This is a genomic window from Chitinophaga sp. NPDC101104 (assembly GCF_050277495.1).
GTDB lineage: Bacteria > Bacteroidota > Bacteroidia > Chitinophagales > Chitinophagaceae > Chitinophaga.
Window position 1 is genome coordinate 785167 of record NZ_JBNNSF010000001.1, and the last position, 20592, is coordinate 805758.

Annotated in this window: 17 protein-coding genes; 7 read left to right on the forward strand and 10 right to left on the reverse strand. The window is 55.5% G+C overall.

Annotated elements, in window-relative coordinates; all coding sequences use genetic code 11:
• Positions 1-11 precede the first annotated feature (11 nt).
• Positions 12-623: a DNA-3-methyladenine glycosylase gene (locus tag ACQKLP_RS03380; RefSeq protein ID WP_427320057.1), complete on the forward strand. Its 612-nt coding sequence runs from the start codon at positions 12-14 to the stop codon at positions 621-623.
• A gap of 486 nt (positions 624-1109) precedes the next feature.
• Here ACQKLP_RS03380 and ACQKLP_RS03385 read toward each other — a convergent pair whose 3' ends face one another.
• From ACQKLP_RS03385 to ACQKLP_RS03395, 3 genes are all read right to left on the reverse strand, one after another.
• The gene (locus tag ACQKLP_RS03385) at positions 1110-2126 is read right to left on the reverse strand and encodes a PorP/SprF family type IX secretion system membrane protein (RefSeq protein ID WP_427320059.1); all 1017 of its coding nucleotides are present in this window, start codon (positions 2124-2126) and stop codon (positions 1110-1112) included.
• A gap of 193 nt (positions 2127-2319) precedes the next feature.
• A complete protein-coding gene (gene upp, locus ACQKLP_RS03390; protein WP_427320061.1) occupies positions 2320-2973 on the reverse strand; it encodes a uracil phosphoribosyltransferase in 654 nt (217 codons plus the stop codon).
• Between the two features lie 75 nt (positions 2974-3048).
• Entirely contained in the window at positions 3049-4917 is a 1869-nt protein-coding gene (locus ACQKLP_RS03395; protein WP_427320063.1) for a YfbK domain-containing protein, read from the reverse strand.
• 92 nt (positions 4918-5009) lie between these two features.
• Between ACQKLP_RS03395 and ACQKLP_RS03400 the strand changes: the two genes are divergently transcribed.
• On the forward strand, positions 5010-6098 hold the full coding sequence (locus ACQKLP_RS03400; protein ID WP_427320065.1) for an anhydro-N-acetylmuramic acid kinase: 1089 nt from the start codon (positions 5010-5012) through the stop codon (positions 6096-6098).
• Here the strand turns inward: ACQKLP_RS03400 and ade are convergent.
• Complete coding sequence (gene ade / locus ACQKLP_RS03405; protein WP_427320067.1) at positions 6095-7735, reverse strand: adenine deaminase; 1641 nt, start codon at positions 7733-7735, stop codon at positions 6095-6097. The two genes, ACQKLP_RS03400 and ade, sit on opposite strands and share 4 nt — an antisense overlap.
• 108 nt (positions 7736-7843) lie before the next feature.
• On the opposite strand from ade, the gene ACQKLP_RS03410 reads away from it, so the two are divergent.
• Positions 7844-8575, forward strand: a complete 732-nt coding sequence (locus ACQKLP_RS03410; protein ID WP_427320069.1) for a LolA family protein — start codon at positions 7844-7846, stop codon at positions 8573-8575.
• A gap of 54 nt (positions 8576-8629) precedes the next feature.
• Here ACQKLP_RS03410 and ACQKLP_RS03415 read toward each other — a convergent pair whose 3' ends face one another.
• Complete coding sequence (locus tag ACQKLP_RS03415; protein ID WP_427320071.1) at positions 8630-9634, reverse strand: helix-turn-helix transcriptional regulator; 1005 nt, start codon at positions 9632-9634, stop codon at positions 8630-8632.
• A 98-nt stretch (positions 9635-9732) separates the two neighbouring features.
• Here ACQKLP_RS03415 and ACQKLP_RS03420 point away from each other — a divergent pair, with 98 nt between their 5' ends.
• The gene (locus ACQKLP_RS03420; RefSeq protein ID WP_423736659.1) at positions 9733-10311 is read left to right on the forward strand and encodes a hypothetical protein; all 579 of its coding nucleotides are present in this window, start codon (positions 9733-9735) and stop codon (positions 10309-10311) included.
• Between the two features lie 1338 nt (positions 10312-11649).
• The gene (locus ACQKLP_RS03425) at positions 11650-12285 is read left to right on the forward strand and encodes a peroxiredoxin (RefSeq protein ID WP_427320073.1); all 636 of its coding nucleotides are present in this window, start codon (positions 11650-11652) and stop codon (positions 12283-12285) included.
• A 261-nt stretch (positions 12286-12546) separates the two neighbouring features.
• On the opposite strand, the gene ACQKLP_RS03430 is transcribed toward ACQKLP_RS03425, so the two are convergent.
• The 4 genes from ACQKLP_RS03430 to rlmN all read right to left on the reverse strand — a co-directional run bounded on the left by ACQKLP_RS03430 (position 12547) and on the right by rlmN (position 17589).
• Positions 12547-14127: a S41 family peptidase gene (locus ACQKLP_RS03430; RefSeq protein ID WP_427320075.1), complete on the reverse strand. Its 1581-nt coding sequence runs from the start codon at positions 14125-14127 to the stop codon at positions 12547-12549.
• A gap of 92 nt (positions 14128-14219) precedes the next feature.
• Positions 14220-14954, reverse strand: coding sequence for an RluA family pseudouridine synthase (locus ACQKLP_RS03435; RefSeq protein ID WP_427320077.1), 735 nt, complete (start codon positions 14952-14954; stop codon positions 14220-14222).
• 11 nt (positions 14955-14965) lie between these two features.
• Positions 14966-16513 (reverse strand): pseudouridine synthase, encoded by a 1548-nt coding sequence (locus ACQKLP_RS03440; RefSeq protein ID WP_427320079.1) that lies wholly within the window; start codon positions 16511-16513, stop codon positions 14966-14968.
• 35 nt (positions 16514-16548) lie between these two features.
• Positions 16549-17589, reverse strand: a complete 1041-nt coding sequence (gene rlmN / locus ACQKLP_RS03445; protein ID WP_427320081.1) for a 23S rRNA (adenine(2503)-C(2))-methyltransferase RlmN — start codon at positions 17587-17589, stop codon at positions 16549-16551.
• A 163-nt stretch (positions 17590-17752) separates the two neighbouring features.
• Between rlmN and ACQKLP_RS03450 the strand changes: the two genes are divergently transcribed.
• Together ACQKLP_RS03450 and ACQKLP_RS03455 are read left to right on the forward strand one after the other, a co-directional pair.
• A complete protein-coding gene (locus ACQKLP_RS03450; protein WP_427320083.1) occupies positions 17753-18952 on the forward strand; it encodes an acetyl-CoA C-acyltransferase in 1200 nt (399 codons plus the stop codon).
• Positions 18953-19024: 72 nt separating this feature from the next.
• Entirely contained in the window at positions 19025-19921 is an 897-nt protein-coding gene (locus tag ACQKLP_RS03455) for a DMT family transporter (protein ID WP_427320085.1), read from the forward strand.
• Between the two features lie 59 nt (positions 19922-19980).
• Here the strand turns inward: ACQKLP_RS03455 and ACQKLP_RS03460 are convergent, their stop codons facing one another.
• Complete coding sequence (locus ACQKLP_RS03460) at positions 19981-20562, reverse strand: RNA polymerase sigma factor (RefSeq protein WP_341842655.1); 582 nt, start codon at positions 20560-20562, stop codon at positions 19981-19983.
• Positions 20563-20592: the final 30 nt, after the last annotated feature.

Consider the following 20592-nt stretch of genomic DNA (forward strand, 5'->3'; position numbering starts at 1 on the left):
TATTTTTCAGTATGCCTAAACTCGATCAAGCATTTTATCTCGAAAAGAATGTGCTGAAAGTAGCGAAAGCCTTGCTGGGAAAGGTTTTGGTAACGGAAATCGACGGCGTCCGGACATCCGGGCGCATCGTGGAAACGGAAGCCTACAACGGCGTGGTAGACAGAGCGTCCCACGCCTGGAATAACCGCCGCACCCAACGCACCGAAATCATGTTTGCCGGAGGCGGCGTAGCCTACGTCTACCTCTGCTACGGCATCCACCACCTCTTTAATGTTGTCACCAACCTCTCCGAAGTGCCGCACGCCGTGCTTATCCGCGGCCTCGAACCCCTCGACGGCATCCCCGAAATGCTCCGGCGCACCGCCAAACCCAAACTCGACTACACCCTCACCGCAGGTCCCGGCAGCCTTTCCCGCGCCCTCGGGATCACCACCGCCCTCACCGGACAAAGCCTCCTCGGCAACAAAATCTGGATAGAAGACGCCCCGCCTATCCCCGCGAAAGACATCGTCGCCGGCACCCGCGTCGGCGTGGCCTACGCCATGGAAGACGCGTACCTGCCCTATCGCTTCTCCATCCGCGACAGCAAATGGGTCAGCAAAGGGAAAGGGCTTACAAGATAAATTTGGGTCATTTCTGTTAGCCGGGTGGTATTTTTTCAACGGCGTGTAGCTCGCCATCCCGCAGCGCGCATTTTACGAATCCCCTTCTTAAAACTCTCCAGACGGATCGGATTGGTGAAATCCGATAATCCGGTAAGTACCGTCGGGCCTGCAGGCCGCCGTCACCGCCTTCCATTCCCCGTTCATATCTTTTACCATGATGCTGGTTACCGTAGAGAACCGGTTTTTTCAGTGATCTTTATCCAGCTCATATTCGCTAATACTGAAATCATCGGGGGTAATCTTGGAAACCAGGTTTCGTTTGTAAACGCGCGATCGCCTGGCGGACAGCCTCAAGGGGCAGCATAAACGCCAATGGACCTCGCGCCTTCACATCCATCCAGTTCATCAAAAACAGATCTCATTTTTTACGGGTTCGTTGTTCCTGGAAAACAAAGCGCCCACGCCTGAAACCGGGCGTGGGCGCTGCTTATGTAAAAAATCAGGTTAGAATTTTGGGCAAAGCGTACCGTTTTTGTTGCTGTCGCCGCGTTTGCCGATGTAAATCACAGAAAGTTCCATACCACCGCGATAATTGGATGCAGGCTTCAGCGTAGATACGTTCAGGTCATAGCTCAAACCCACTTTGAAGCTGCTGAATTCCAGGCCTACATAGGGGTTGATGGCATCTTTCAACCTAAACCAGGAACCTACGTAAAAGATGGTCGGCGCATCGGGCATATCGTTCAACAGGAAGCCGTAAGCCGCACCCATCGTGGTTTCTACCGCCTGGTTCTGACGCATGTAGTGTGCGCTGAAGTGGATGCGGTTGCCGCCGTTCACCGGGAAAGAACCACCACCATGCACCGTATAGCGGTAGCTGAGACGGTTGTTGTTGTTATCAAGGAAAGTTTCGGTAGGCTGCGTGAAGTGATAGTAGGAAGCACCCAGGTAAATATTGGAAGATTCTCCTACCAGCCCGCTATACAGCAAGCCCACGTTATAATCGAGATAACCGATGTTCGGGTTCATGATCGTTTCGCCGCTGGGCAGGGAAGGATCGTACCCGTTATCGCCGATCTGTTGTTCAAAAATCAGTTTGGTCTGGTCTACCCGCTTCTGCGCATACGCCATCTGCACGCCCAGCCCCAACGTATGGTTCCCCTCCACATCAAGCCCTTTATGGTAAGCCGTGCTCAACGCCACAAAGTTGGACGTCAAAGCGCCCGCGCCGGTTTTGTCGTACAACGCCAGAATCCCCACGCCCCAGGTATCCGTATAGGGAATACTGTTCTTCAGGATGCCGAAATCCGCCGCCAGCGTGCCCGTCACATACGGAGACGCAATACTGCGCCATTGGCTGCGGTAATTGCCGGATAAACGAAGATCGCCGGAGAAGTACCCCGTAAATGCCGGGTTCAGCGTAAGCGGAGACGCGAAGAACTGCGTGAAGTGCGGATCCTGCGCCTTTGCAGGGCTGAATGCATAAAGGGCTATGGTTAATAGGAGTAGTAGTTTTTTCATTTCAATACTTCATCGGTTAAAGGCTGATAGGGACACTATACAATGCTAAGGTAGAAAATCAATTTTATATTTCAAATTAAATCTATATAACAATGCGACGCATTGAAACAGACCCATTTTGCAAAGCCTTCCGGAATCGCCGATATACAGTTAGCTAGTGTCTTATTTGTTAAACGCGGATAATTACCTTTTGTTACTGCTGCACCTTCTCCCCGAACGCCAGGTCGCCGGCATCGCCCAGGCCAGGTACGATGTACCCCTTGGCCGTCAGCTCATCGTCGATGTCTCCCGCCCAAATGCTGATATTCGCATCCGCCGTCCGCTGCACATACTCGATCCCGATCGTACAGGCAATCGCCGTAACGATATGAATATGAGCAGGTTTGCCGAATTCCGACAAATGCTCGATCGTTTTGACCAGGGAAGCCCCGGTAGCCAGCATCGGGTCGCTCAGGATCAGCACCTTCCCATCCAGGGGCGGACAGGACACATATTCCAAACTGATCTCGAACGAACCATCGCGGTTATGCTTTCTGTAAGCGGAAATGAACGCATGGTCGGCTTTGTCGAAATAATTGACGAGCCCCTGGTGCATCGCCAGTCCCGCTCTCAGGATGGTCCCGATCACAGGCTGGTATTTGAGCACCTGCACATGCGCGCTTCCCAGCGGAGTTTCGACCTCTTTGTCCACATACATCAGCGTTTTGCTGATCTCGTAGGCAGCTACTTCACCCAGTCTTTCCAGGTTTCGGCGGAACCGCATCCTGTCTGACTGGATCACTTCGTCCCTGATCTCGCTCATCCACTCGCCCACAAGTGAGTTGGTGTCACTCAGATTGATAATCATAACCCTGCTGTTTTGCGTTTCACGCCAAAATAGCACTTTTTTCGCTACCGGGAACGCTTTTTCCCTTTGATAACATTATTCCTTCCGCGCCATGTCCGCCAGCGCCATCGCCTGTTTCACCATGCTGATGAACTGGCTCCGGTACCCCTCTTCATCGGCCCCCTTCAACCCGCCGGCAAGCTCCAGTGCCGAGGCGTAGCTCGACGTCCCCGCGAACTGGCTCTTCCGCAAAACCATCCCGAACTGCGCCACGGATGCGGCTAAACGGAAGCTCTCCGGTCTGTCGCCGATCGGAGCGGCCGTCCCCTTCAGCACCTGCGAGATCAGTTTGCTCCGGCCGCCGGCGGGGTTTTTATAGCGGACCTTCACCGTCAGCACTTCCTCGCTGGAAACGGCGCCCGCAGTTTCCGGCATTTGATATTTCAACGCGTCCACGGTAGCGTCTGTCAGCTTCACGCCCGGGGGCACCAGCTCGTACAGCGCCGTCACGCTATGGCCGGATCCCATCTCGCCGGCGTCTTTTTTATCGTCGTTGAAATCTTCATCCGCCAGCAGCCGGTTTTCGTAACCGATCAGCCGGTAAGCCTGCACCCTGGCGGGATTGAATTCCACCTGCAGCTTCACGTCTTTGGCGATGGTAAACAGCGTGCCGCCGAATTCCGTGGCAAAAGTGCGGCGTGCTTCCTCGAAATTATCGATATAGGCATAGTTCCCGTTCCCTTTATCTGCCAGTGCTTCCAGCCGGTTGTCCTTGTAATTGCCCATCCCGAAACCCAGCACCGATAGGTATATATTCCCTTCCCGTTCCTGTTGGATGAGGCTTTCCAGGTCGTCGACGCTTGAGATCCCCACATTGAAATCGCCGTCCGTAGCGAGGATCACGCGGTTGTTGCCGTTTTTGGCGAAGTTTTCCCTGGCGGTAGCATAAGCCAGTTTGATGCCCGCGCCGCCTGCCGTACTGCCGCCTGCCTGCAACTGATCGATGGCTGTAAGGATCGTCGCTTTCTGGTTGCCGGGGGTAGATGGCAAAACAATGCCCGCCGCACCTGCGTACACCACGATGGCCAAACGGTCTTGCGGCCGCAGCTGCTTCACCAGCAGGCGGAAAGCCTGTTGCACCAGCGGAAGCTTGTTTGGCGCATTCATGGAGCCAGACACGTCGATGAGGAACACGAGGTTCGAGGGAGGGAGATTTTCTGTCGGGATTTTCTTTCCCTGGATGCCGATCCGCACCAGCTGATGCGCCGGGGCCCAGGGGCACTGCGCCAGGTCAGCATGTACCGCCACGGGCGCGCCGTCGGCCGGCTGCGCATATCCATAGTCGAAATAATTGATCAGTTCCTCCACCCGAACGGCGTCCTTGTCCGGGAACCGCCCCATATCCAGCGCACTACGGACGAGCGAAAACGACGCCCGGTCTACGTCAGAAGAAAATGTGCTCAGCGGCCGCTGCTTCACGTAATGGAAACGGTTGTCATTGACAGGAGAAAACTCGTCCCGTGATTCGGGCGCAATATTTCCACGGAGGCGAATGTCCGCGCTCCTGCTGCCATAAATTTGTGTCGATGAGAAAGTTGTGCTGGAGCCGGTATACGATACTTTCTGCTGCGGCGCATATCCCGTCACCACTACTTCCTGCAATGCCTGCTTCAGCGGTTTCAATTCGAAAAGGTACAACGTATCGGAGGAGGAATACTTTCTCACAGTAGTCTCATAACCCAATGCTTTCACTTCCAGCGAAAAATTCTTTTGCGGTACCTGGATGGAAAAAATGCCTTTTTCATTGGAGACCGCGCCGGATTTTGTGGACAGGATCTGGACGGTAGCGCCCGGAATGGGATCTTTGGTGGCTGCATCGGTCACTTTGCCGGAGATGCGTACGTTTTGGGCAAAAAGTTGCCCGCACGCCAATAGGATGGCGCACAGCAGGAGAATGCGTTTCATGGTCGGGAGGTTTGTTTCCCTACGGATGCGCTTCACCGCCCCGATTCCATAAAATGATCCGGCCTTCCATTATCTTTGTTAAAATTTTTGAAATGGTTTATCACGTAATCGGCTTAATGTCAGGTAGTTCGCTGGATGGTTTGGATGTAGTTTATGCGGAATTGACGGAAGTGAGCGGGCAATGGTCTTACCAGATCCACGCCGCGGAGTGCATCCCTTACACCGATCAGCTGAAAGCCTCCCTGGCTGAAGCCACCCGGCTCAACGCCCGTGATTACCAGCTCCTGCACACTGCCTACGGCCGGTTCACCGGCGAACAGGTGAACGATTTCATCGACCGCAACAACCTCCACCATAAAATCCATTTCGTGGCCTCGCACGGGCACACCACCTTCCACATCCCCGAACAAAACACCACGGCCCAACTGGGCGACGGCGCCACCATCGCCGCGGTGACCGGCCTCCCCGTCATCAGCGACCTCCGCGCCGTAGACGTGGCCCTCGGCGGACAAGGCGCACCCATCGTCCCCATCGGCGAAAAACTCTTCTTTTCCGACTTCAGCTACCTGCTCAACCTGGGCGGTATCGCCAATATCTCCGCTAAAAACGGGGAAACCTACCGCGCTTTCGATATCTGTCCCGCCAACCGCGTGCTCGACGCGCTGGCACAGCAGCTCGGCAAAGCGTACGACGAAAACGGCGCCCTGGCGGCCGGAGGCGTTATCGACAATGCACTCCTCAGCCAGCTCAACGCGCTGCCCTATTACGCGCAACCTTTCCCGAAATCGCTCGCAAACGACTTCGGTACGGAAACCGTATTGCCCATCATCGCAGGACATACGCTGTCTGTTCAGGGCAAACTGCGGACCTACGTGGAACATATCGCCACGCAGATCGAAGCTGCCGTAAAAAGCCTGGAATTGCCCACACAGGGCGCAAGAATGCTCGTCACGGGCGGCGGCGCTTTCAACCGTTTCCTCATCGAATCCATCGACGCGCGCCTCGACCCGCTGGGCATCACCATCGTTGTGCCCGACGAACAAACGGCCGCCTACAAGGAAGCCCTCGTGATGGCGCTCATCGGCGCGCTCCGCTGGCGCCAGCAGCCCAACATCCTTTCGTCGGTTACCGGCGCCCCGCGCGACAGTGTCAACGGTGCGCTCTGGGTGTCTGAAGCCTAAGCCGTCGCTACATCCGTAAATGCAAATCGATCTCCGTCGAAAAGCCCCCTGTCACTGAGTTTCAGGTGGGGGATGACGAGCAGCGCCATGAACGATAAGGTCATGAAAGGCGCGTCCAGCTTGCTGCCCAGGGCTTTTGCGGCCTTGTCGAGCTGGCTGTACCTGCGCGCTGTGTCGTACCCGTCGCCGGCGCTCATGAGCCCTGCCACGGGGAGCGGCAGGATGAATTCGTTGTTCCCGTCGATCACGCAAATGCCGCCTTCCGCGCCGATGAGCGCGTTCACGGCGCGGCGCATGCTTTCATCGTCTGCCCCCACGGCAATGATATTATGGCTGTCATGCGCAACGGTGGAAGCGATGGCGCCGGAGCGCAGCCCGATATTGCGGATGAACGCCAATGCGGGCGGTGCGTCCTGGTAGCGGTTCACGACGGCGATCTTCAGCACGTCCTGCGAAACATCGCTGTGAAGGAAGCCGTTTTCGGCGGTTAGCTGGAAAGTGAGGGGATGGGTGATCAGCTGGCCATCTAGCGCTTCGATCACTTTTGCCGTGGAAACGGCCGCCGGAGCGGGGATGCGGAAATTGGCCTCCGTTTTCGCGGTGCAGTGGAATCGGTTGATGGGTTCCACGGGTACCGGCTGGATGAGGGTTTTGCCTGCAGCGGCCACCTGTTCGCCGCCGATCCAGGTTTCGAGGATATTGAAATCGTTGAGATTGTCGGCCAGGATGAAATCTGCGGGATCCCCTTTCCGGAGGAGCCCCGCGGGAATGCCGTAATGCAGCACGGGATTGATACAGGCGGCGAGGAGGATATCGTAGACATCGTGCCCCTTCGCCAGCGCCCGCTTCACGAGCAGGTTGATATGGCCTTCTTCGAGATTGTCGGGATGTTTGTCGTCGCTGCAGAACATGACTTTTTCCGGGTGGGTGGAAATGAGCGGTTCCAGGGCTTCGAAGTTCCGCGCGGCGCTGCCCTCGCGGATGAGGATGTGCATGCCGGCGGCGAGTTTGCCGGTCGCTTCTTCCAGCGTAAAACATTCATGATCGGTGCTGATGCCGGCGGATGCGTATTGTATGGCGGCATCCCCGCGGAGGCCGGGCGCATGTCCGTCTACCGGCTTGCCGTATTTTTTGGCGGCGGCGATCTTGGCCATCACTTCCGCATCGTGCTGCAACACACCGGGGAAATTCATCATTTCGGACAGGTAGTAGATATCGGGGCGCTGCAGTAGGCGGTCCACACCTTCCACCCCAATGGCGTCTCCCGCCGTTTCAAAAACGGTGGCAGGCACGCACGACGGGGCGCCGAAACAGAAGCGGAATGGTACCTTGCTGCCGTTTTCCAGCATGAATTCCACGCCTTTCTCGCCGCAGACATTGGCTATTTCGTGCGGGTCGGACACACTGCCGATGGTGCCATGAACAACGGCCATCCGCGCAAACTCCGAGGGGATGAGCATGGAACTTTCCACATGAACGTGGGCATCCACGAAACCGGGGAGGATATAGCGGGAAGGGACGGGCCCGTCCGCCGGAACAATGTCCGCGATCCGGCCATCGGTGATGGTAATTACCGCGGGATATGTTTTTCTGCCGGGAATATCGACCAGGTTCCCTGCGAGCTGCCATGTTTTCATGGGGTTAAAACTCGGTAAAAACTGTTAAATCGAAGTGAAATGATTTTGCCAGTTTCGGGGAAAAGATACATTTGTGGACTGAATATCCATCATCAAAATCCTCAACAAATGAAAAGAATCCTCGGGTTAACCATTGCCATAGCCCTTTCGGGAACGGCCCTGAACGTTCAGGCACAAACAGCTGATGAAGTGATCAGCAAACACCAGGCTGCCATGGGCGGCGAAGCCAAACTGAAAAGCATCAAATCAATGATTTCCGAAGGCCAGTTGCAGGTGCAGGGCATGGAATTTCCCTTCAAAGTGTCCGTTATCAGCAATACCGGCATGCGCGTGGAATTCGATGCCATGGGCACCAAAAACATCCAGGTGGCAACGCCCACCGGTGGCTGGCTCTTCCTTCCCGTTCAGCAGCAGACGGAACCGGTAGACGCTTCCGCGGAAGATATGAAAGACGTGGGCTCCGAGCTCGACCTCGAAGGCGAACTGGTGAACGCCAAAGCGAAAGGCCATACGGTAGAACTGGTAGGGAAAGACAATACCGATGGAAAGGAGACCTTTAAACTGAAGCTCACCCGTAAAAACGGTTCCGTAGCTTATTACTACATCGATCCTGCCACTTACTACATCACGAAACGCCAAAGCACGGCCAGCATGCAGGGGCAGCAGATGGAAATCGTGACCAAAATGAGCGAGTTCAAGAAAACCGACGACGGCTACGTGTATGCGTCGGTGATCGAACAGGCGCCGATGGAAACGAAGGTGGTGATCAGCAAAGTGGTGATGAACCCGGAAATTACCGCGAGCATCCTCGAAAAGCCTGCGAAAATACCCGCGAAATAAGCACTGCGCATATAAAAGGAAACCGCCCGGCAGCGAAAGCCCCGGGCGGTTTTTTTATGCGTACCGGCCGAGCATGGCGGCCGCTTCCTGTTTGATCTTGTCTGCCAGATGCTGTGGTTGCAGCACTTTCACGCGGGCCCCGCTGCTGAGGAGCAGCATCACCAGCTCGTGGTTCACGACGATGCGGAGCTTCACGCGGCATTCTTCTTCATTGTCGATGAGGATTTCCTGGGAAGGGTGCATGGGCTGCGTTTTCACGTATTTGCCTTGCAGCGGCGTGTAGGAAAGTACGATCTCTTCCGGGTCTCCTTCGGCCACGGTGATGCCGATGGCATTCTGGAACCAGGCGGCATCGTCGAAATTCTTGGCGTCGAATTTATCGTTGGTGGGCCAGTGGTTGACGATGCGGTCGAGCGCAAAGGTGAGCACCGTTCCCCCGCGCGATTTCTGGCTTTTGCCGATGAGGTAGAAGCGGTGGTTGTATTCGCGGAGGTGATAGGGTTCCACCCAATGTTCCTTGGGCTCGGTGCGGTCGAAGGTCTGGTACGCGATGCGGATGACTTCGAGGTTTTTGATGGCGTCTACGATGTCGGGGATGAGCTCGGCGCCTTTGTACTGGGAGCCGCGGCTGAATTTGATGAGGCCCCGGTTCTCGAGGTCTTGCCGGTTCATCTTCACGCTGGCGGCAATTTTCAGGATGGCGTCTTCGAACCGCTGGATGACGGGCAGGCTGCGGAACTGCTCGAGAATGCCGATGGCCACTTCCAGGCCCTGGAGGTCGGCTTCGTCTATCGGAACATTACCGATGGAGTAGTTTTCATCTTCATATTGATACTTGCGCGTGCTGCGGTTGTACACGATGGGCGCAAAATAATTCAGATCCGGATCGTTGCGCATGTCCTCGATATCTTTCTGGATCGTGCGAACGGCGATGGTTTTGTCCATTTTCTCCGACACGAATTCCACCAGGTCGTCCAGGCTGGGTTGGGGGAGGCGCTTGTTGCGGAGGCGCTCGTCCAGCCAGCGGTAACGGGAAAGGGCGTCTTTGTTTTTGGGCATGGTACGGTTGTTTTTCGGGTTAAAAATAAAACATTTTCACTACGCATATCCTGTGCGTAGGCCACTTCTACTTTTGTATTGTCATCAATCAACAAATTATGAGAAAGGTATCCGTAACAACCGCAGCCCATCTGGAAGCCACCGCCATCAAGGTTGGGCAGATCATTCTGGACGACTCGCATTACCTCACCTGCTGGGGTTATATGCAAACGGCCGAAGGCTGGCGGAAATGCGACTTCGTGACCAATTACGACGTGCTCAATACCATGCTCCGCGCGATCGAAGACAAAAGCGAAGCCGTGCAGATGGCCATCGTCCAGAAGCTGGAACACATGGAGCAGATTCCAGAAATCATTGATTTTGAAGCCCAACTGGGCGAAGCCGTATTGTTCGACAATATCGCTTTCACCCTGGAGCGGCCGCAGTTCAGCGGCGGCGACTGGGCAGATTATACGAACGACGACTGTTATTACATCCGTGCAGCCGAACGGGTTAGCCGCACCGAGGCTCTCGCCCGTGGGGTAGACCAATGCATGCAGGCGCTGGGCAAAAGTTACGAACTGTACCTGGGTTACCTGGAGCTGGAGTTCGATGAAGAATATGCCCGGGAACAGGCCGACCTGGCGGATGACATGAAATTTACGCTGGCATTTTACGCCTACCGTCAGGCGGCGTAAGCGAGTAAAATATCTGGGGAAGACAGGGGCGCTGCATTCTCCGTCATTCTCGGCGATCCCTGGTTTTCCCCGCTATCCGTTCGTTTGAAAACCCTGGAAGCAGGCGGTGCTCCGGCAAATGGCCAGCCCGCCAGAGCGATCATCCCTTGTTACCCGGCCCGGCGCTGTGTTAAAACCCATCAAAAGGATGGGGCCAGCGGCCGACATCCGTTGTGAGGAACCCCGGCGGCGGCCGGTCCCGGCCATCCGCCGCTTTTTTCGATCTGTTGTTGTTGCCCGCAGATCATCCGTTGTCTTGCCTGCCGTGAAAACCGCAGGTACCGTTAACCCGAAAGATGCCACCGAAAGGGTGGAGGATCATCCAACCACCCGGCCCGGTTGGGCCATGTTAACCCTGAAAGCCCGTGGAATGCGCGGCACTTCATCCATCGAAAGGCTGTAATGCAAGTTGTGGCCCATGTTAACCCTGAAAATGCCGCGAAAAGCGCGGCACATCATCCATCAAATAGGCTGTAATGCAAGTTGTGGCCCATGTTAACCTTGAAATCCGCGGAAAGCGCGGGATTTCATCCATCGAAAAGGCTGTAATGCAATTGTGGCCCCATGTAACCCCAAAAATCCCGCGGAAAGCGCGGAATGCATCCATTAGACGAGAGAAAAGCCGCGGAAAGCGTGGCCGTTCATTGAAAAACGGTGAAAAAATACGGGCTCCCCGGTCTTTCACCCATTTGTTAACCCGAAAACGGGCCCTGTTGCCCGAGTTAACCCACAGATGCGGACCGTTGAAAGAACGGACCCTCATCCATTGTTGTCTCCCGGCGGCGCTGCATATGGCCACCGCCGCAGTTTTGCCTGATGTGAGCACCGGAGGCAGGCCGTTCCGTCCAGGACCGCCATAAGCCAACCTTCCGGGCAGTTAAACCCAGCGGCGGCCCCCGCACTTTCGCGTGCGGGGCCGTCCGCGAGGCAAAATGAAACTTCGCCGTTTCCTGCAGTACGCTTTACTGCCGTTAACCCGATCCCAGGAAACAACTTTTCAAACCCAAACGACTTTTTCTGACAGACATACCCCTTGTTCCCGGCGCCCCCGGATCCCCGGAGCGCGCCCTGCACGCAGGTCTCGTCCTGTTTTGTGCCCTATACCTATCATGCCCCGTGCATTTTCCCGGGGCGGCGGCCGGCCCTGATCCGCCGGATGGCCCGGACCAGGCATCCTCCTTTCACCCTGGTCCGGCCCGCCGCCTCCTTAAATTATCATTAAACCCCAAAAAAAAATCTATAAAGTCTATTAAAATTGTAGGAAAATGGTATTTTTGAATTCCTTAAACAGGAAATGATATGAGTTTAAGACTTGGGGACACTGCTCCCAATTTCACGGCAAAGACCACCATTGGAGAAATCAATTTTTACGACTACCTCGGCGACAGCTGGGGCATTCTCTTCTCCCACCCCGCAGATTATACCCCGGTTTGTACCACCGAACTCGGTAAAACTGCCCTCCTCAATGGCGAATTCACCAAGCGCAACGTAAAAGTGCTCGCACTCAGCGTTGACCCGCTCGATAAACATAAAGGCTGGATCAACGATATCAACGAAACGCAGCACTGCAACGTCGATTTCCCGATCATCGCCGACGAAGACAAAACGGTGGCCAACCTCTACGGTATGATCCACCCCAACGCTTCCGAAACTTTCACCGTGCGCTCCCTCTTCGTGATCGGGCCCGACAAGAAAGTGAAACTCACCATCACCTATCCCGCATCCACCGGCCGCAACTTCCATGAAGTGCTCCGCGTGATCGATTCCCTGCAACTGACGGCCAATTACAGCGTAGCTACGCCGGCAGACTGGAAAGACGGTGAAGACGTGATCGTAGTTCCGGCAGTGAAAACAGAAGATATTCCGGCGAAGTTTCCCAAAGGCCACAAAATTATCAAGCCCTATTTGAGAACAACTCCGCAACCGAATAAATAATCTACCTATCTTTGCCCGCGAAACGGAGCTTCCGTCTCAACCTGCGAAAGCGATTCCCTTCCGGCAAGGAAGTACAAAATATTGGAGCGAAAGCCTTGTAAGACAAATAATTACAAGGTTTTACTCCTGATCCTTTTTTTTAATGGTTGGTTTTTGATTTTACGAAACGGGGATTTTTCCCCGTTTTTTTTATGCCCTGCCGCCAAAAAAAAGAGGCTGCCGGCCCGGCAACCTCCCGTTTATCAATAAAATAACTGTTAATTATTGCACACGAATTTTGCGGCGGTCTTCCACCATGCCGTTGAATTTCTCTTCCCCGGCGGCCTGTGACCGAATTTCGTTGGTATTTACGGACCGACCATTGACCATTACGGTAGATACGGCAGTTCTTCCGCCGGTAGTACCGTAGTAGATGTAATCCAGCGCGGCTTTGAGGCTTTTTTCTTCCGGGTCGCCGAAATCAAGCGGGATGTAGTCCTGCGCCGCGATGTCGGGCGTCATGCCGGAATAGTAATCGCCTTCTCCCAGGGCGTTCTTGCTGGAAAATTGCGCCATATACACGGTAAACTTGTCGATCCCGATACCGAAAAACCCGACGGGCTTGCCGTATGTTTTAGCGCCCACGGTACGCACGGTCACATTCGCCGGCCAGGCTTTGTAGGAATTGATGACCAGTTCGCTGGCGGATGCGGTAGCGCCGGTAACGATGAACACGATTTTCTTGGCGGTCGTCAGCGGACCGGCTTTTTCGAAGAAATAGGTATTCCCGTTCTCCGTGAAATCAAGATCCGCATAGGTAAGCGCCCTGGAGCCCTGGTACACCTGCTGGTAATTGGCGTCGAGGTACGGGATAGACTTGAGGATGGGCGCTTTGTTAGTGCGTACCAGCTCGTTGTACACCTGCTTGTACATCACTTTCGTCTGCATGCCGGAGGGGGCGAGCAGGTTGGTGAGGTACTCTGCGGTGGCCACGTAACCGCCGCCGTTGTATCGGAGATCTACCACCACCGAGTTTGCGCCTTTCGCCGCGAATTCCGCGAAAGCTTTATCCAGCGAGGGTTTTGCTACGGATTGGCGGGAGAAGTGCCCCAGCACGAGGTACCCCGTCACGTTGCCGTTTACCGGGGCGAACGTTTTCCAGGTCACGACAGGGTCGTTTTTATAGGGGGCCTTGTTGATCGTGACGGTAACGGGCGTGGTAGTTTTCGGTTTGGTGAAGGTCAGTTTAGCCGTGGCGCTATTCATGAGCGTGGTGGCGGCCGATTGTGAAGCGGGCGGGGGGCCGTCGTTCACTTTGGTGATGAGGCAACCGCGGGTAATCCCGGCTTTGTCTGCCGGGGAGCCCTTCTCCACGTTACGGACATATAAATAAGTGGTGGGGTCGGATCCGAAAGTAACGACGGCGAGGATAAGGCCGAGATCGTTCCCGTCACCTTCCAGATCTACCGATGCTTTGATCCCTCTCGCCAGGTTCCCTTTTTCCACATACGAAAACTTCGACCTGCTGGGGGCGGGCGTGTAGTATTCGAAGGGTTTGCCGGTAGCCGGGTCGTTTTTCAGCTGGGTGATTTTGTACAGCTCATCGGTGAGACTGTTAAAATCGTCGGAACCGGCGTACTGGCGCGGATTGAAGGATTCGTAAGTGGGGATGGCATCGTACCACAGGTAAGTCTCTTTTGCGTAGAGGTACAGGGAATCGAGGCTAAGTTGCAAACGCGTGCCGGTTGTAGGGGTTGTGGGCGGCGGATTGCCACCGCCTGGACTGGGGTTTCCGCTTTTTTTACAGGAAGCCAAAGCCGCGATACCCACGAAGGCGGCTGCTGCGATCCGGAGCTTGATCATATATGCAAAGCAGTTTGACGGTAATTTACGCGAAAACACCCAAATGTAGCTACATCCGGGTGTTAACGTATTGAAAACGGAAAATCGTTGAATTAGTTGTGCTGCGGCTTCTTGTGCTTGCGGAGCTGTTGCAGAACTGCTTGCATATCTTTGGGTAAGGGAGCTTCCAGCTCGACGGTTTCCCCTTTTTCATCGACGAATTTCAGCTTCCAGGCATGCAGGGCGAGCCTTTGCAGGAGGGGGCGCTCTTCTTCGGTGAATTTCCCCAGCCTGAATTTCTTCTTGATGGCGGAAAGCAGCACCGGCGTGGCGGTGCCATACAGCTCGTCTACCGCGATGGGATGCCCCAGGTGTTTCATATGGACGCGGATCTGGTGCGTACGGCCCGTATGGATCCGGAAGCGCACGAGGCTATACAGCCCGAAAGCCTCCTCCACCTTGTAATCCGTCAAAGACGGGCGGCCCTTGGCGTTGGTGACCATCTTGCCGCGCTGTACCGGATGTTCCATGATGCCCGCGTTCACACTGCCTTCCGGAAGGGCCAGTTCCCCGTTCACCAGGCCCAGGTAATACTTTTCCACTTCCCGCGATTCGAAGAGCTGGGACAGGAATTTATGCGTGGTTTCGTTTTTGGCGAAAAGCACCAGGCCGCTCGTATCCCGGTCGAGGCGGTGAACGATGAAAATTTGACCGTATTTCTTCTTCAATAATCCCGAAAGCGAAGCCAGCTCGTTATCATGCCGGTCGGGGATGGTCAGCAATCCCGAAGGTTTGCTGACCGCCACAAAATCGTCGTTCTCGAATATGATCAGGGAATCGATATGCATATCCGCAGCCGTTATTTGAAATGTTTGAGGAGGATCACTTCTTTCTCGGAAAGGAAGCGCCATTTGCCGCGATTGAGGTTCTTTTTGGTGAGGCCGGCGTACATCACACGGTCGAGCTTCTCTACTTTATAGTCGAGATGTTCGAAAATGCGGCGCACGATGCGGTTTTTACCGCTGTGGATCTCGATCCCGATCTGGGCACGGTCTTTCGTGTCTACCCAGGCCAGGCTGTCTACCGAAGCCAGGCCGTCTTCCAGTTCCAGGCCGCCGAGGATGCGCTCGAAGTCGGCTTTGGTGAGGGGTTTGTCCAGCTCCACATGATAGATTTTCTTCACGTTGTGCTTGGGATGCGCCAGTTTCTGCGCCAGCTCGCCGTCGTTGGTCAGCAGCAGCAGGCCGGAAGTGTTCCGGTCGAGCCGGCCAACGGGGTACAGGCGCTCTTCCGCGGCGTCTTCCACCAGTTCCATCACAGTCTGGCGGCCTTCGGGATCATCGGTGGTGGTGATGTATCCTTTGGGTTTGTTGAGCAGTACGTACACGAGGTTTTTCTGGAGGTGGATGCGCTTGTCGTTCAGTTTCACGGATTCTTTCCCCGTTACCTTGAACGCCGGTTCAACGATCACTTCGCCGTTCACCGTCACTTTCCCTTCCTTGATATAATCCACGGCCTTTCTGCGGCTGCAGATACCGCAATGTGCGATGAATTTATTGAGGGGCATATCGCCGCCTTCCAATTCCACCGGCGTTTCCACCGCAATGCGTTTGCGGGTGCTCTTCGGTTTGTTGGATTTGGAACCGTGCACTGCGGCCTTGCGCTCGCTCTTGCGGGGGCGGGGCTTGTCGCCGCGGAGTTCTTTGTATGACTTCTCGTCGGCGATCTCGCCAAACGATTTGTCTTCAACGATATCTTTCGGGTCTTTCGGTTTGCCTTTGCGGGAACGGAGCTCCTTGAAAGGCGCGCCGTCTGCGAACGCGTGCTGGAAAAGCTTGTCGCCCGGTTTCACTTCGCGTTCCTTTTTAGGTTTGCGCTCGCCGTCTGCCGGGGCCGTTTTATCGAAAGTAGTGCCGTCTTTTTTAGCGCGGAAAGGTTTGTCGCCGTTTTCTTCGCGGGAGCGGAAGGGTTTGGCGTCGCGGTCGCCGAAAGTTTTACGGGGAGGTTTGTCGCCGAAGGATTTTCCTTCCTTGTCGGCTCCGAAAGATCTGCGGGGTTTATCGCCGAAGGGTTTGCCTTCTTTGTCGGCTCCGAAAGTTCTTTTGGGTTTATCGCCGAAGGGTTTGCCTTCCTTGTCGCCGCCGAAAGATCTGCGGGGCTTATCGCCGAAGGGTTTGCCTTCTTTGTCGCCGCCGAAAGATCTGCTGGGTTTGTCGCCGAAGGGTTTTCCTTCTTTATCGCCACCGAAAGTTCTTTTGGGTTTGTCGCCGAAGGGTTTACCTTCTTTGTCATCCCTGTCGCGGAAGCTTTTGCCGGCGGGTTTTGCGTCGCCGGAGCGGGTGGATTTACCGCTTTTGTTTTCCTTGAACGGTGTGAAGCCTTTGCGGGGCGGTCTGCTTTGTTTCATGTGTTATGTGGTTTGCTGCATTCCTGCAGTATGTTTTATGCTTTGTTGGCGAGCTGTCCGCACGCCGCGTCGATGTCTTTGCCGCGGCTTCTCCGCAGGCGGGCGTTTACCCTGTTTTTGCCGAGATATTCCATGAATGCGGCGGTTTTTTCTTCCGAGGGTTTCTGGAAACGGGCGTTATCGATCGGGTTGTATTCGATGATGTTCACCAGGTCTACAGGTACCTGCCGGTAAATCTTGATCAGTTCGTCGGCATCTTTCAGGGAGTCGTTGAAGTCTTTGAAAAGGATGTATTCGAAGCTGATCTCGTTTTCGGTGGCCTTGTAGAAGTAATTGAGCGCTTCCACGAGGTTTTTCAGGTTGTTGGAATCGTTGATCGGCATGATCTCGCTGCGTTTCTGATCGTTGGCGGCGTGGAGGGAAAGGGCGAGGTTGAAGCGCACTTTGTCGTCTCCCAGCTGTTTGATCTGTTTGGCGACGCCGGCGGTGGAAACGGTGATCCGTTTCGGGCTCATGGCCAGGCCGTCGGGCGAAGTGATCATTTCGATGGATTTCAGCACGTTTTTATAGTTGAGCAGGGGCTCACCCATGCCCATGTATACGATATTGGTCAGTTTTTTACCGGACGATTCGAGGGATTGCTTGTTGATGAGCGCCACTTCGTCGAAGATTTCGTCGAATTCGAGGTTGCGCTTGCGGTCCATGAAGCCGGTTGCGCAGAACTTGCAGCTGAGGCTGCAGCCCACCTGGGAGGATACGCAGGCGGTTTGGCGGGTGGATGTGGGGATGAGGACCCCTTCCACCAGGTACCCGTCGTGCAGCCTGAACCGGCTTTTGATGGTACCGTCGGTCGACAGCTGGGTAGCGTCCACCGTTACGGCAGGGAACTCGAACCTTTCCTCCAGCGCGGCGCGCAGGGGCTTGCTCAGGTTGGTCATATCCCCGAACCCGGACGCCTGTTTGGTCCAGATCCACTCATATACCTGCTGGGCACGGAACGGTTTTTCCCCCATCTCTCCGAACACCTCCCGTAACTGGGGGAGCGTCAGTTGCCGGATATTTTGCTTCCTCGTCATCGGGCAAAGGTACGTCCGATTTTCCGATTGCCGAAAAGCAGGGCGTTGAGATTTGCCGCCCCACAGAGATTTCCGGGACCCGCCCCCAGCCACGCCTATTCGTTTGTGTATGTGGTTATCCCGACCGGAAGCCATAAATTCGCAATCTTAACCTGAAGAAAAAATGCAAACTGCTTATATCGTGGACGCGGTCAGAAGTCCTATAGGCCGCTATGGTGGCGCACTTAGCACTATCCGGCCAGATGATCTCCTGGCGCTGATGCTCAAGTCGCTCCTCACCCGGAACCCTTCCGTAGACCCCGCTTCCGTGGAAGACGTGATCGCCGGGGCTACCAACCAGGCCGGGGAAGACAACCGCGACGTGGCCCGGATGGCCGTGCTCCTCGCCGGAATGCCCGTTTCCGTAGCCGGGAACACCGTCAACCGCCTCTGCGCCTCCGGCCTCCAGGCTATTATGGACGCCGCCCGGGCCATTATGGTCGGGGAAGGGGACGTTTATATGGCCGGCGGCGTCGAAAGCATGACCCGCGCGCCCCTTGTGATGCCGAAAGCCGACGGCGCCTTCAGCCGCAAAACCGAAATCTACGACTCCACCATCGGCTGGCGCTTCACCAACAAGAAGCTCGCCGACGTCTATTACCCCTTTTCCATGGGCGAAACCGCTGAAAACGTGGCCCGCGAATGGAAAATCTCCCGCGAAGACCAGGACCGCTTCGCCTTCGAAAGCCAGTCCAAATACAAACAGGCGCACCTGAACGGCATCTGGCAAGACGAGATCATTCCCGTGGAAATCACGCCCAATAAGGAAGACAAGGTGGTTTTCTCCAAAGACGAGCATCCCCGGGAAACGTCGCTCGACAAGCTGGCGGGCCTCCGCCCGGCTTTCGCCAAAGACGGGACGGTGACCGCGGGTAACTCTTCCGGGATCAACGACGGAGCTTCCGCGGTACTGATCGTGTCGGAAGCCGCGCTGAAACGCTTCAACCTCACGCCCATCGCCATGGTGCGGGGCATGGCCGTAGCCGGGGTAGACCCTGCCATTATGGGCGTGGGCCCTGTGCCCTCGACCGTTAAAGCGTTGAAACGCAGTGGTATACGCGCTTCCGACCTGGACGTGATCGAGTTGAACGAAGCTTTCGCATCCCAGGCGCTGGCCTGCATCCGCGAGTTGAAACTCGATCCTTCGAAGATCAATTTCAACGGCGGTTCCATCGCCATCGGCCACCCGCTGGGCTGCAGCGGCGCGCGCATCACCACCACCCTCATGCACGAAATGAAGCGCCGCGCCGGCATGAAATACGGCCTGGCCACGATGTGCGTGGGCGTTGGGCAGGGGGCCGCCATCGTTTACGAAAAAGTCTGATCCCGGAGGTTCCGGGGTCCCCCATACCCGGCCCTGCCGGCGCTTCCGCGCGGCAGGGCCCTTACAGCTGCCATGAAAAGATCCGATTACGCCCTTGGCTACGCCATGGCCCTTACGGGCGCCATGATGTTCAGCGCCAAGGCTATTTACGTGAAGCTCATCTACCGTACGGAAGCCATCGATGCCATTTCCATGCTGGCGCTGCGGATGGCCTTCGCCCTGCCTTTCTACATCATCACCGCTATTGTCCTTTTTCGCCGTACCGGCAACGTGAAGCTTACGCCCAAACAATGGGCCTGGGTGGGCGTGCTGGGACTGCTGGGCTATTACGTGAGCAGTTTGCTCGATTTTATGGGCCTGGCCTACATTTCCGCCGGGCTTGAAAGGCTGATCCTCTTCCTGTACCCGACGTTTGCGCTGGTGATCGGGGCGGTGGCTTTCAAGCGGAAGATCACCAAAACGCAATTTTGGGCGCTGGCGATCGCGTATGCGGGGATGCTGGTGGTGTTTGCGGGAGATGTGCGGCAGGAGTGGAGCCCGGGTGTGATCACGGGGTGTCTACTGGTGCTGGGTTGCGCCGTGACGTACGCTTTTTACATCGTGGGCGGCGGGGAAGTGATCCCGAAAGTGGGGTCGATGAAGTTCACGGCCTATGCGCTGTGCTTTGCCTCGCTGGGGATTTTTGCGCAGTATTTCGTGACCCACGGCGCGGAGCTGCGCCATTTCAGCGGGGAAACCTATTGGCTGTGCTTCCAGATGGCGATCGTTTCCACCGTTATCCCCACCTTCCTGACCAGCGAAGGCATCCGGAAGATCGGGCCGGGGAACACGGCGATCGTGACGAGCATCGGGCCGGTGGCCACCATCGTTCAGGCGTATATCTTCCTGGGAGAGCCGATCACCTGGGAGCAACTGGCCGGAACGGCGCTCGTGCTGACGGGGGTGCTGATGATCGGGAAGGGGAAATAAAAAAACGAGCGGTTAGACTTACATCTTACCGCCCGTTCATGGCAAGCAAAAAAAGGGCATTACAAACAAATCTGTTTTTCCGTCATCATCTTCCGGAGATTGATCAGTCCGTACCGCATACGGCCGAGGGCGGTGTTGATGCTCACCTGGGTGAGGTCCGCGATCTCCTTGAAGCTGAGGTCCGCATAATGGCGGAGGATGATAACTTCCCGCTGTTCTTCGGGGAGCAGGTCGAGCATGCGGCGCACGTTGTTATGGCTTTGCCGCGTCATCATTTTCTCTTCCGCACTCGGCTCACTGAAGTTCAGCACGTTGAAAATATCTTTATCGTCCCCGGTTTTGATCACCGGCGTTCGTTTTACTTTCCTGAAATGGTCTACACAAAGGTTGTGTGCTATGCGCATCGCCCAGGGCAGAAATTTTCCTTTCTCTGTATATCGCTCGGCACGAATGGTATCGATGATCTTGATGAAGGTGTCCTGAAAGATATCTTCGGCAAGAAAAGTGTCTTTTACGAGTAATACGATGGAAGTGAAAAGTTTGTCCTTATGGCGATAAACCAACTCCTCCAGAGCGGAAGCATGGCCCTTTTTGAACAGTGTGATGAGTTGCTCATCGTTCAGCTTGTACATTACTTGCATATACGTCTACCAATAGCGGTTAGTAAATAG

Bases quoted from the DNA above. Each gene is read 5' to 3' on its own strand.
- ACQKLP_RS03380 (WP_427320057.1), top strand. From the start codon at position 12: ATGCCTAAACTCGATCAAGCATTTTATCTCGAAAAGAATGTGCTGAAA.
- ACQKLP_RS03385 (WP_427320059.1), bottom strand. From the start codon at position 2,126: ATGAAAAAACTACTACTCCTATTAACCATAGCCCTTTATGCATTCAGC.
- upp (WP_427320061.1), bottom strand. From the start codon at position 2,973: ATGATTATCAATCTGAGTGACACCAACTCACTTGTGGGCGAGTGGATG.
- ACQKLP_RS03395 (WP_427320063.1), bottom strand. From the start codon at position 4,917: ATGAAACGCATTCTCCTGCTGTGCGCCATCCTATTGGCGTGCGGGCAA.
- ACQKLP_RS03400 (WP_427320065.1), top strand. From the start codon at position 5,010: ATGGTTTATCACGTAATCGGCTTAATGTCAGGTAGTTCGCTGGATGGT.
- ade (WP_427320067.1), bottom strand. From the start codon at position 7,735: ATGAAAACATGGCAGCTCGCAGGGAACCTGGTCGATATTCCCGGCAGA.
- ACQKLP_RS03410 (WP_427320069.1), top strand. From the start codon at position 7,844: ATGAAAAGAATCCTCGGGTTAACCATTGCCATAGCCCTTTCGGGAACG.
- ACQKLP_RS03415 (WP_427320071.1), bottom strand. From the start codon at position 9,634: ATGCCCAAAAACAAAGACGCCCTTTCCCGTTACCGCTGGCTGGACGAG.
- ACQKLP_RS03420 (WP_423736659.1), top strand. From the start codon at position 9,733: ATGAGAAAGGTATCCGTAACAACCGCAGCCCATCTGGAAGCCACCGCC.
- ACQKLP_RS03425 (WP_427320073.1), top strand. From the start codon at position 11,650: ATGAGTTTAAGACTTGGGGACACTGCTCCCAATTTCACGGCAAAGACC.
- ACQKLP_RS03430 (WP_427320075.1), bottom strand. From the start codon at position 14,127: ATGATCAAGCTCCGGATCGCAGCAGCCGCCTTCGTGGGTATCGCGGCT.
- ACQKLP_RS03435 (WP_427320077.1), bottom strand. From the start codon at position 14,954: ATGCATATCGATTCCCTGATCATATTCGAGAACGACGATTTTGTGGCG.
- ACQKLP_RS03440 (WP_427320079.1), bottom strand. From the start codon at position 16,513: ATGAAACAAAGCAGACCGCCCCGCAAAGGCTTCACACCGTTCAAGGAA.
- rlmN (WP_427320081.1), bottom strand. From the start codon at position 17,589: ATGACGAGGAAGCAAAATATCCGGCAACTGACGCTCCCCCAGTTACGG.
- ACQKLP_RS03450 (WP_427320083.1), top strand. From the start codon at position 17,753: ATGCAAACTGCTTATATCGTGGACGCGGTCAGAAGTCCTATAGGCCGC.
- ACQKLP_RS03455 (WP_427320085.1), top strand. From the start codon at position 19,025: ATGAAAAGATCCGATTACGCCCTTGGCTACGCCATGGCCCTTACGGGC.
- ACQKLP_RS03460 (WP_341842655.1), bottom strand. From the start codon at position 20,562: ATGCAAGTAATGTACAAGCTGAACGATGAGCAACTCATCACACTGTTC.